An 11,287-nucleotide genomic window follows, 5' to 3' on the forward strand; every position below is an offset into this window, starting at 1 on the left:
TGGAGATCTTTTGAAGTATGACTAATTCAAAAAAATTATCTAGGAAGCCCCTTTAAAATTACAATTTGAGACGCTTGATCATCTTCTCTTGCACTATTAGTATGACCATCTAAATTCATAAAATCTGGACTTTCCCAATAGTGAGGTTGTACTGCCAATAAGAAAGTTCCTGGAACACCAACTTTATCAGAAACATCTATTAATGATCCAAATTCTCCGCTAAATCCAGTACTATTATTAGGATCTAAATCCTGACGTACGACTAATTCTAATACAGTACTTGGGTTATTACCATTAATATCTGTTTGATAAATCTGAGCTGCATGACCTCTATCAAAAGAGTTAGGATCTTCTTGAACATATATAAAATTCTCTGTAACACAAATGTTATCAGGGCTTTGCAATGCTGCCAAATTACCATCCATGTTATTAGTATCAGTATTACCACTGATGATTTGAGTAAGCTTACCTGTTAATGGAGAAGCTGCGTCTAATTCTAATTTGTAAACAGTACCCCAGTCATTATAAGTTCCTCTACCTGGACCTCTACCAGTTACAGCAAAAAATACATTTCTACCATTTGCATCACTCCCTTTTTGGTAGTCTACATCTTCTACTCTCATAAACTGAGATGCAAAAACACCTGTACAAGCAGTTTCCATCTCATCTTTTGTTAAATCTTTTCCATTAGGAATCTCTACAAATTCAACATCATAGGTACTACCAAAGTCAAGTTGTCCTTCATTATATATAGTATTTGCAGTTACGTTTTGCACTCCACCGGCTCCATCAGAAAATTGTTTCAATCTTAATACATATATTTTTCCGTTGTCTAAGTCTGCATCTCCGTTTTCAGAATAATATAAAGTAACTTGCCCTTCTGATCCACTTGAATCATCATCTCCGCCTATAATAACTGTTTTTCCTGCATATGAGTTTTGCGGAAGAGGAACTGCATTTTCCCATGAAAATTCTCCAAGAGCATCTAATCCGAAATCTGCTGTTGGTGTAGGAGTTACAATAAATGGGTCAATTCCTTTTACATCATAATTAATACTTTCTGAAGCTGATAAAAATATATCTTTAGTTCCCCCATGAATATCTTTTTCCCACATCGTTCCAGAACATTGTCTTGCAAAATCAGATACTCCAGAGTTTAATAAATAATCTCCTGATGTCGGAATTAAATTTTCATCTAGATTAATTCTTGCAACTGCATAACTATCCTCACAGTTTACTACATATACATAACCACCATTTTCATTTTTCAAAAAACCAGCTCCATCTGCAGAACCAGCTAATTGAAAACTACCATCAATTACATCCGGTGTACTTATTAATGAATATGCTTCTACAAAATTAAACTGAGGCGCCAATGCCACTAATGGTTTTGTTGCCGATTTATCAGCAAACATTGTTGGTTCAGGTTCGAAATCTTCTCCATCTTCTCCATCTACTCCATCAACCCCATCTCTACCATCTACTCCATCTCTACCATCTTCTGGGTCACAAGCCATAAAAAATACCCCAATCATGGATACCATAAATATTTTAAAAATCGTTTTGTGTGAAATTTTCATTTTCTGAAATTTAATGTGTTATTACTTTTTCGTAAAAGTATCTTTCACACTCAGAAACATTGTTAATTGATAATTTTGATTACGTTATCCTAAACTTAACTTAAGGTTAAATGTTTACCTAATCGTTAATAATTAGAATGATTATGAATTACGGGTTTTACACACTCAACTGATAGTTTATCTATTAAAAGAGTAATAAAAAGTCTATTTAATACGATTCGTTTAAAATATTCGTTCTATACAAACGCAAACTCATATTTAAAATGAAATAATACAATTTATGCCTAAACCAAGGTATACCTTGGATTGCTTATTTGTATTTTTTACGGTTAACACACAAAATTAATACGTAATGTTAATTAATTGGTAATATGTAACTTATTTTTGTTAATTTTATTAAGAATTGTATTACAAAAAAACAGTTCTCTGGATTTAGAATGATATCAGCAACTATACCTATAAATGAAGAATTTAGGCTTGAAGCTTTAAGGTCTTTAAATATTCTTGATACTCCATCAGAAAAAGAATTTGATGAGATTACAAGTCTTGCTGCATTTTTGTGTGATACAGAGATTGCATTAATTTCTCTAGTAGATAGCGATCGACAATGGTTTAAATCTAAACATGGTTTAGATGTTTGCGAAACTCCCAGAGATGTTTCTTTTTGCGCGCACGCCATTCTTGATCCCGAAAATCCCTTAATAGTAGAAGATGCTCGTAAAGATGATCGTTTTAAGAACAATCCGTTGACTACGGTTGAGAAACTAGTGATCTTCTATGCAGGTATTCCTTTAGTTGATAAAAATGGTTTTGCTCTTGGTACCTTATGTGTTATTGATAGTAAACCTAAAACATTATCCAAAAAACAATTAGAATCGTTAAAATCCTTGGCTAATCAAGTAGTCATGCTTTTTGAACTAAATAAAAAGAATACTGATTTAGAAAAAGTGCAATCTAAACTTAAAAAACGAAATGATTCTTTAAGAGAATTTGCTAGAGTAATATCTCATGATTTAAAAATGCCCTTGGCAAATATCATTACAACTACAGACTTGCTAAAACTTATCCTTAACGGTAAGCTGGATGAAGAAAGTTCTGAATACTTTGACTATATAAAAACTTCTTCGTTCTCTATGAGCAGTTACATTAGTGATGTACTAGATCATTATGAGAGTGATAGCTTATTACAAAACAAACCCGAAAAGTTCGATTTGAATGAGCTTTTACAAGAAATTGTAGATCTTTTAAGTATTAAACCAGATTTCACTATTAATTTTCCAACTGCCAATACTATAATTGAATCTAACAAATTGGTACTGAAACAAGTGTTTTTTAACCTAATCGCTAATAGTATTAAGTATAATGATAAAGAGCAAATAGAAATATCTATTGACGCCAATGAAGATGAAAATTTCTATTTTTTTAGAATTACCGATAACGGAATGGGTATTCCAAATGATAAGTTAGATACTATTTTTGATTTGTTTACCACCGCTAATACTACAGATAGAAGTGGTAATAAAGGTAATGGTATAGGGTTATCTACTGTTAAAAAGCTTGTAGGTAAGCTTGGAGGTTCAATCAAAGTAACCTCTACAGAAAAAGTTCAAACTACCTTTGATTTCTATATTAAAAAATATAATTAATTCTTTTTTTCGATAGATCTAACACAAGCTATAGCACATTTCTCACCATCAATAGCCGCAGAAATAATACCACCGGCATACCCTGCACCTTCTCCGCACGGATACAACCCCTTTATTTGAGTATGTTCTAATGTTTGCCAATCCCGAGGAATTCGTATTGGTGAAGATGTTCTAGATTCTGGAGCATGCACCACAGCTTCATTGGTCAAATACCCTTTCATACTATCTCCAAAAGCCTTAAACCCTTCTTTTAATGTACTATGTATAAATTTAGGAAAGACCATACCCATATCTGCAGATGTTAACCCAGGTGCATACGAGGTTTCTGGAAGGTCTGAAGAAACTCTTCCTTCTACTAAATCTATTAAGCGTTGCGCAGGAACACGTTGTGTTTCTCCTCCAACACTCCATGCTTTTTGTTCTATACTTTTTTGAAAATACATTCCCGCTAGAGGTCCGTATTTAGAAAAAGGTTTAAAATCTTCTTCTCGTAACTCAACTACAATACCACTGTTAGAAGTTGGTTGATCTCTCTTTGAAGGAGACCAGCCATTGGTAACAACTTCACCAGGACTTGTAGCACAAGCAGCAATTACGCCCCCAGGGCACATACAAAAAGAATACATTCCTCTACCATCTACTTGCTTTACAATACTGTAAGGAGAAGGAGGTAAATATGGACCTCTATCTTCGCATTTATATTGTATTTGATCAATCAGTTTTTGAGAATGCTCTACTCTAACACCTAATGCAAAAGGTTTTGCCTCAATCTCTATATTTTTATGATATAAGAGTTCAAAAATATCTCTTGCAGAGTGACCAGTAGCCAATATGACCCTATTTGTGGCTATTTTGTCTCCATTTAACAATGTTACACCATGTATCTTAGAGCTTTTTATTTCAAAATCAGTAACTCGGGTCTCAAAATGTATTTCTCCTCCTTGCGCTATTATTTTTTCACGAATGGCGGCAATAATATTTGGCAATTTATTTGTTCCGATATGAGGATGCGCTTCTACTAATATTTGATCTGTAGCCCCAAAACCCACTAAAAGTTTCAGTATACGTTGTACATCACCCCTCTTTTTTGATCTTGTATATAATTTTCCATCACTGTACGTTCCCGCTCCTCCTTCTCCAAAACAATAGTTAGAATCTTCGTTTACAATATGGTCTTGATTAATAGCTTTTAAATCCCTACGTCTATTTCTAACATCCTTACCTCGTTCTATAACGATAGGTTTATAACCTAATTCGACGCACTGTAATGCAGAAAACAAACCTGCTGGACCTGCGCCTATAATCACTATTTCTGGTGCATTAGACACATCTGGGTAATCTGGTAACTCTATTGGGCGATAAATATATTCTTCTTGAACATATACATTTAGCTTCAAATTAACCTTAATATTGCGCTGTCTTGCATCAATAGAACGCTTGACAATTTTAATATGTTTAATATCATCTATTGGAATCCCATTCTTACGTGCTACATCATTTTTTAATTGTTCAGGGTTTGCTGCAATTTCTGGAGAAACTTGTATGGTAAATTCGTGTTGCATGCACTCGAGTATTTATTTCCAATTTTCGAGCGAAGATACAATATTCTTTACTTCAAAAATTCATATATTTTATTTGAAAATCAATATTATCACCTCTAACTTTCACCAATCGCATTAAGGACAAACAACCAAAATACATCGACAAAGGAACCAATTCTTTTGATGTTTAACCTTTTTTTAAGATATTACTTCCTATCTTTGAACTTAAACAAACCTTAAATTTACAATTATGAAAAAGCTATTTTTATTAGCAATTGCCGTAATCGGTTTTACTTTTAGCTCACAAGCTCAAGACATTAAATTTGGTTTCAAAGGTGGGATCAATTTAGCAACCATTAATGGAGATGATGTAGCTGATCAAATAGATGGAAGAACGGGATATCATATTGGTGCTGTACTTCAATTAAGTATTTTAGAGACATTTGCTATTCAACCAGAACTTTTATACTCTGCTCAAGGTACTGATGATACTGATATTGATTACATTAATATCCCTGTTTTAGCAAAACTTAAATTTGCGAAATTTTTTAGTGTAGAAGCAGGTCCGCAATTTGGGTTTGTCGTAAATGATGGATTTGAGGATATTCCAGGATCAGTAGAAGCTGGTGTTGAAGCGAAAAGCTTTGATTTAAGTGCTGCTATCGGTGCTGGTGTTGAATTTGGAGGATTCTTTGGTCAACTTAGATACAACTACGGTTTTACTGATGTTGTGGATGACTTTGATGGTAGAAACTCTAATTTTCAAGTATCTGTTGGATATTATATTTTCTAGTAATACTATTTATATTATATAAAGAGGAAGTTTTACTTCCTCTTTTTTTATGCTTAAAAGTTAAATGACATTCGTTTTAATTCGAAAATTATAATAATAAATCAAACATATACTCGAGTATTTTTGATAGCGTAAAAATCATTATAGTAATGGTATAGTTTTTGGCTACTCCAGCTATTATAACTTACAGAATCAAACAAATCTAAATTTACAATTATGAAAAGGGTATTTTTATTAACACTTGCTATAATCAGTTTTACTTTTAACTCCCAAGCACAAGACATTAAATTCGGTTTCAAAGGCGGTATAAATTTAGCAACCATTAATGGTAATGATGTAGGTGATCAAATAGATGGAAGAACAGGGTTTCATTTGGGTACCGTACTTCAATTGAGTATACTAGAAACCTTTGCTATTCAACCTGAACTTTTGTACTCTGCACAAGGAACTGACGATATCGATCTTGATTATATCAATATTCCAGTTTTGGCAAAGCTTAAATTTGCTAAGTTTTTTAGCGTCGAAACAGGTCCTCAATTTGGTTTTATTGTTAATGATGGTTTTAAAAATGCTACTGAAGGTTTACAAGATGTATCTTTTTTAGAAGCAGAAACTTTTGATTTTGGGTTTGCCTTTGGTGGAAGTGTTGAGTATAATGACTTTTTTATGCAAGCTCGGTATAACCTTGGTTTAACAGAAATAATAAACGGTAGAGATGGAAAAAATTCTAATTTCCAAATATCTGTAGGATTCTATATATTCTAATGTTAAAGTATAAATATATATAGAGGAAGTTATGCTTCCTCTTTATATATGATCAAAAGTTATTCTATTTTTTATTGTATTAAAATAGAGGTATCTTACCTTAACTAATTTATAAAGCACTACAGATGAATACTATTACTCAAACTGAATACCCTAGTATCTTTGATCGTGTAAAAGCTATTATAGTGGATAGTATTATTTTAATAATTTTAATGGTAGTAGTAACTGATATTTTTTCTTCTTTTGAACATATCCCTGATAGTGCCCGAATTATTGCTTTTATTATTATTTTTGGATTGTATGACCCTATACTTACCAGCTTTTTTGGAGGTACCATTGGACATAAAGTCATAGGAATTCGTGTTAAGCAATTAGATAATCCAGAAAAAAACATCTTACTTCACATGGCCATTTTAAGATATCTTGTAAAAGCCTTATTGGGTTGGATTTCATTACTAACTGTATCGAGTAACGAAAAAAAACAAGCTATTCATGATTCATTTGCAGGATCAATTGTAGTATATAGCGCGAAACAAAATAGCAAACCTTAACAATTACCTGCCGGATCTTCTTTTATAATTTCTAGATTTGTTTTTTGCCTTAGGTTTTCTGTTGTTATTATTTCTAGGGCCTTGTTTTACATCTCTAGCGCTCATAATGGGTTCAAACCCTTCTACAACATTATTTTCTAATTTTTCTCCTAAAAGTTTTTCTATTCCTTTTACATAGGCCACTTCATCCTCGCTAACCAAGGATATAGCTTCACCACTAGCCCCTGCTCTACCAGTTCGACCGATCCTATGCACATAATCTTCAGGAATATTAGGTAATTCAAAATTTACAACATGTGGTAACAAAGGGATATCCAATCCTCGTGCTGCTATATCTGTAGCAACCAATACTCGTATTGTACCTTTTTTAAATCCTGATAAGGCTTTCGTTCTTGCTCCTTGACTTTTATTACCATGAATAGCGGCTGCCGAAATATTATTCTTATTCATTTTTTCAGTAAGACGATTAGCACCGTGTTTTGTTCGTGTAAAAACAAGTACCTGTTCCCAGTTTCCATCTGTAATGAATTTGATAATAAGCGTTGTTTTTTTGCTTTTATCTACTCTATATATTTTTTGTTTTACCTTTTCTGCGGTTGTATTTTCCGGAGCCGCTTCTACAGATACAGGATGATGTAATATTCCGTTTGCTAATTTTTTAATTTCTTTAGAAAATGTTGCTGAAAACAAAAGATTCTGTCTTCTTTCAGGCAACAACCCCAAAATTTTGTTGATATCTCTTTGAAACCCCATATCAAGCATACGATCAGCTTCATCGAGAACTAATACTTCTATTTTAGATAAAGAAAGTGCTTTTTGGGAGTGTAAATCTAATAATCGACCAGGAGTTGCTACTAAAAGATCCACACCATTACGCAAACCTCTTATTTGCGGTTTAGCATTGACTCCACCAAAAATCACCATTGATCGTACATCTAAAAACTCACTATAAGCTCTTACATTATCTAATATTTGAGCAGCCAATTCTCTAGTAGGTGTTAATACTAAAGCACGCACAGGTCTTTTTCTAAGCTGTTGTCCTTGTGATAACAGTTGTAAAACAGGTAATGTAAATCCTGCTGTTTTTCCTGTTCCTGTTTGGGCAGACGCCAATACATCTTTCTTTTCTAAAATTGGTGGAATAGCCTTTTCTTGAATCGGAGAAGGTGTTGTATATCCTTTTTTTTGAACAGCACGTAACAAGGGTTCGGATAAACCTAAAGTATTAAATGACATAGTATATCGTTTAAGAAACAACAATACTTAACTACTTAAATGCCATTTCTGAATGTGCCTGCAAATGTACAGTTAATTTTTAGGATACAATCGTTTATACTTAATCTAAAAGATTATTTTAAAAAACTATTATCAAAAAACAAGTATAATTAATTCTAAGCACCAGATATAAACTCAACACAAGGGTTATTATGTGTTGTCTTTATTTTTCGTAGAATTGATTAACTTAATTAATTTTATTAAAGATGATTTTACATTATCATTTTTACTTTTCTTAAGCATTAATTCTGCTTTCCTTTTTATCCCACTATAATTTGCATTAGGATAGATTCTAATCAATTCTGAAAAGTAAATATCTATTCCTTTTCCAAGCTTTACCTTTCCTTCTTCAGAAAAAGCTTTTTCATTATTAATTTCATCTAAGTAAATTGTATAATTCTCAATAAGAGTTCCTATATTCGAATTAATAACACTTTTCACTTTTGGCGAATTTGGATCATCTGATCTTTCTTTAATATCATCATTTCCCAGTTTAAAATAATCTAATTGTAAGTCCAAACCAAATTGCCAAACAGCTAACATTTCAATATCGTAAAGGTATTTATCTTTACGATCAGTCTGTTGATAAATTTGATGCATATCCTTCCACTGATTAAAGAATTCTGTGGCAATATTACTTCTGTGTTTTATGCCTAATTCTTTATCATCAAGTACTATTTTGAAATTTTGCTCATCCGTTAATTTTTGAACAATCATTCTTTTCTCTGGATTATCAAATGTTGGTTTCTTTTCATCTTTCTTATAACCAAATCTTAATTCAATAATTACATCATTATAATCATTTGTATCCCAATATCTTTTGTCTAAAGGAAATTTATGATCTTCTGTTTTACAGTTAATTAAGGTTAAGCAAAGAAATGCTAAAAAGAAGTATCTAATTATTATCATTAATTATGATTTTTGGTTTTTTATATTTGCTTAGCAAAGTTAATGAACTGTCTACTATTTTCTCATACCTTTTTTGTTCACTTAAAACATAACTGTGAAAAGTATTATAGTCATATTCTTTTTGGAAAATTCTTTCTTTTGTTTTTGCGTCTTCAATTATTTTCTTTATAACATCTTTATCAAAAGTGCTTAAATTAGATATATTCTTCTTTGCTTTTCGAGCAAACAATTCCGTTATCTTAATATGGTATTTTTCATGGTTCAAAAGCTCTTTACTATTAGTGTTTTTTTTATAAACAAATGAACGTGAAGGATAAAATAAGGATTGAACAATTACAGAATTATCATTGACTTCACTTTCAATTGAAGTAACAACATAAGCAAACCTTTCGTTACCGTATAGTGATTTTTTAAAAAATTCTAAACCCCTAAAATTTTTAAACGTTATTTCATCATATTTATCAAAAGTTAAGGGGCTTTCATAATTCAAATAGTTATTATTATTTAAAACTATTAATCCAATGAACAAAGGAATTAAAATCAAAAAACTATACTTGACAAACTTGAAAAATTTCTTCAATGGAATTTTATTTCCCTTTTTATTTTCTTTTATAACTATGATCAATTGGTAAAATACAGGTGAAAAATATATCAGGAGTAATGCTATGGCTATTAAATTTTCATTCATTTTTAGTTTTTAAGAATTATTTGCAATACTAAATATATGTACCTTTATAGACCTATTTGTTACCTTAAAACAAATTACGCAGTCATGAGAATACCAAATTTGTTACTATAACAACGTTTATATTGAAGTAGTTTATATGATATCATTATATAAACTCCCTTTAAGACATTTATTTATATAATAATTTATTTCCTCTATCTCTTACTTTTTTCTTCTGGCAAAAGATCATTTTTAAATGGGCTTTTAGTAAAAGGAAAAGCTAATTGTTTAACAAATCCTTTAGGAAAGGAGGCGTCAATTAATCCAGTACCCTTGGGCCATTCTTTACCAGGTAAATAATAGGTCCCAAAAATTTTATCAATAAAAGGAAACACAACCGCGAAATTATTCCCATAATGTTCTGGTTCTTCACAATGATGCCAATGGTGATATTGCGGAGTTGTTATTATATATTTTAAAATACCAAAATTAATACTTGTATTAGAATGAATCAGAACTGCATGAATTGCTATAAATACAATATATACATTAAATGTTAGTGTTGAAAATCCTAGTACATAAAGTGGAATATATGACATGCTTCGTGTAAAAAATATATCTATAAAGTGAGTTCTTGAACCTGCAAGCCAATCCATATTTTGTGTTGAATGATGTATTGAATGAAATCGCCATAAATAATGATGAGAATGAAAAAATCTATGTGTCCAATATTGAAAGATGTCAGTAACAAGTAAAGCCAAAAACAACTCAATTACAAAGGGTAATCCAGAAACCCATTCATGTACCTGCTCCAGGTTCATCCATCCAAAAAAGGCTACAGCAGGTTTTTTAGTTAAAACTCCAAACAATTGAATAGCCAAATGACTTATTCCAAAATAAATAAGATCAGTTCGCCATTCATCATGAAATTTGGATTGCAATTTGTTTTTTGGAAAAGCTAATTCTATAGGAACAAACAATAATGCCATAATAAACAGATCTAGAATAAGCCAATCCAAACCAATACTCCAACTTACTTTTTCTACGGCTCTTCCTTCAACAGTTAGTCCACCAACAGCTATAGCTAATACCCCTAGAATAATACCTATAACCGCATTACTCTTATTTTTATTAAGAAGGATACTCACTAAAGCAAAAAGAAAAGTCGCTATAATGGCTCCAAACATTAAATTCTCGACCATATCTGCAGTATACACTTCTCGAAACTCTGGTGTTGTTAACTGTTCTGGAAATTTGAAACATAAAATACTAGTTAAGGATAAAGAACCAAGAAAAATTGATATGGCACCACTAATTCTTCCTTCTCCTACTCGCATTCGCTTATTTTGTTTTTTCATTTCTTATTCTTTACACTACTACGTTCGTTAATTATTAAACAAATACCATTATTATTAAAAAAATAATGGAGTTACCAAGTTAATTATATTTCTGATAAATTGGTAAACATTTGTATATCCACATTTTAAAATCTGTTTAATTTAAATCATTTCCATCTTCTAAATTAGTTAGTTTCTGAAACACTCATCTCTTTATTGAACT

General features: G+C 31.4%; 10 protein-coding genes. 4 read left to right on the forward strand and 6 right to left on the reverse strand.

Features of this window, described 5'->3' with window-relative positions; all coding sequences use genetic code 11:
* Positions 1–35 precede the first annotated feature (35 nt).
* Positions 36–1,580 (reverse strand): PhoX family protein, encoded by a 1,545-nt coding sequence (locus AWE51_RS05570; protein ID WP_066310628.1) that lies wholly within the window; start codon positions 1,578–1,580, stop codon positions 36–38.
* A 437-nt stretch (positions 1,581–2,017) separates the two neighbouring features.
* On the opposite strand from AWE51_RS05570, the gene AWE51_RS05575 reads away from it, so the two are divergent.
* Complete coding sequence (locus tag AWE51_RS05575; protein ID WP_066310629.1) at positions 2,018–3,226, forward strand: GAF domain-containing sensor histidine kinase; 1,209 nt, start codon at positions 2,018–2,020, stop codon at positions 3,224–3,226.
* Here the strand turns inward: AWE51_RS05575 and AWE51_RS05580 are convergent.
* A complete protein-coding gene (locus AWE51_RS05580; protein ID WP_066310630.1) occupies positions 3,223–4,788 on the reverse strand; it encodes an NAD(P)/FAD-dependent oxidoreductase in 1,566 nt (521 codons plus the stop codon). The two genes, AWE51_RS05575 and AWE51_RS05580, sit on opposite strands and share 4 nt — an antisense overlap.
* A gap of 229 nt (positions 4,789–5,017) precedes the next feature.
* On the opposite strand from AWE51_RS05580, the gene AWE51_RS05585 reads away from it, so the two are divergent.
* The 3 genes from AWE51_RS05585 (at position 5,018) to AWE51_RS05595 (ending at position 6,876) form a co-directional block, all read left to right on the forward strand.
* Positions 5,018–5,560, forward strand: a complete 543-nt coding sequence (locus AWE51_RS05585; protein ID WP_066310633.1) for a porin family protein — start codon at positions 5,018–5,020, stop codon at positions 5,558–5,560.
* A gap of 216 nt (positions 5,561–5,776) precedes the next feature.
* The gene (locus tag AWE51_RS05590; protein ID WP_066310636.1) at positions 5,777–6,325 is read left to right on the forward strand and encodes a porin family protein; all 549 of its coding nucleotides are present in this window, start codon (positions 5,777–5,779) and stop codon (positions 6,323–6,325) included.
* 125 nt (positions 6,326–6,450) lie between these two features.
* Positions 6,451–6,876, forward strand: coding sequence for an RDD family protein (locus AWE51_RS05595; RefSeq protein WP_066310639.1), 426 nt, complete (start codon positions 6,451–6,453; stop codon positions 6,874–6,876).
* 3 nt (positions 6,877–6,879) lie between these two features.
* On the opposite strand, the gene AWE51_RS05600 is transcribed toward AWE51_RS05595, so the two are convergent.
* From AWE51_RS05600 to AWE51_RS05615, 4 genes are all read right to left on the reverse strand, one after another.
* Positions 6,880–8,112, reverse strand: a complete 1,233-nt coding sequence (locus AWE51_RS05600; RefSeq protein ID WP_066310642.1) for a DEAD/DEAH box helicase — start codon at positions 8,110–8,112, stop codon at positions 6,880–6,882.
* Positions 8,113–8,301: 189 nt separating this feature from the next.
* Complete coding sequence (locus AWE51_RS05605; protein ID WP_066310644.1) at positions 8,302–9,060, reverse strand: hypothetical protein; 759 nt, start codon at positions 9,058–9,060, stop codon at positions 8,302–8,304.
* Positions 9,047–9,748: a hypothetical protein gene (locus AWE51_RS05610; protein WP_066310647.1), complete on the reverse strand. Its 702-nt coding sequence runs from the start codon at positions 9,746–9,748 to the stop codon at positions 9,047–9,049. Before AWE51_RS05610 ends, AWE51_RS05605 begins: the two co-directional genes overlap by 14 nt.
* 194 nt (positions 9,749–9,942) lie before the next feature.
* Positions 9,943–11,085 carry a sterol desaturase family protein gene (locus AWE51_RS05615; protein WP_066310654.1) on the reverse strand — a complete coding sequence of 381 codons (1,143 nt, stop codon included), beginning with the start codon at positions 11,083–11,085 and terminating at the stop codon, positions 9,943–9,945.
* Between the last annotated feature and the right edge of the window lie 202 nt (positions 11,086–11,287).

Source organism: Aquimarina aggregata (assembly GCF_001632745.1).
In the GTDB taxonomy this organism is placed as follows: Bacteria; Bacteroidota; Bacteroidia; order Flavobacteriales; family Flavobacteriaceae; genus Aquimarina; species Aquimarina aggregata.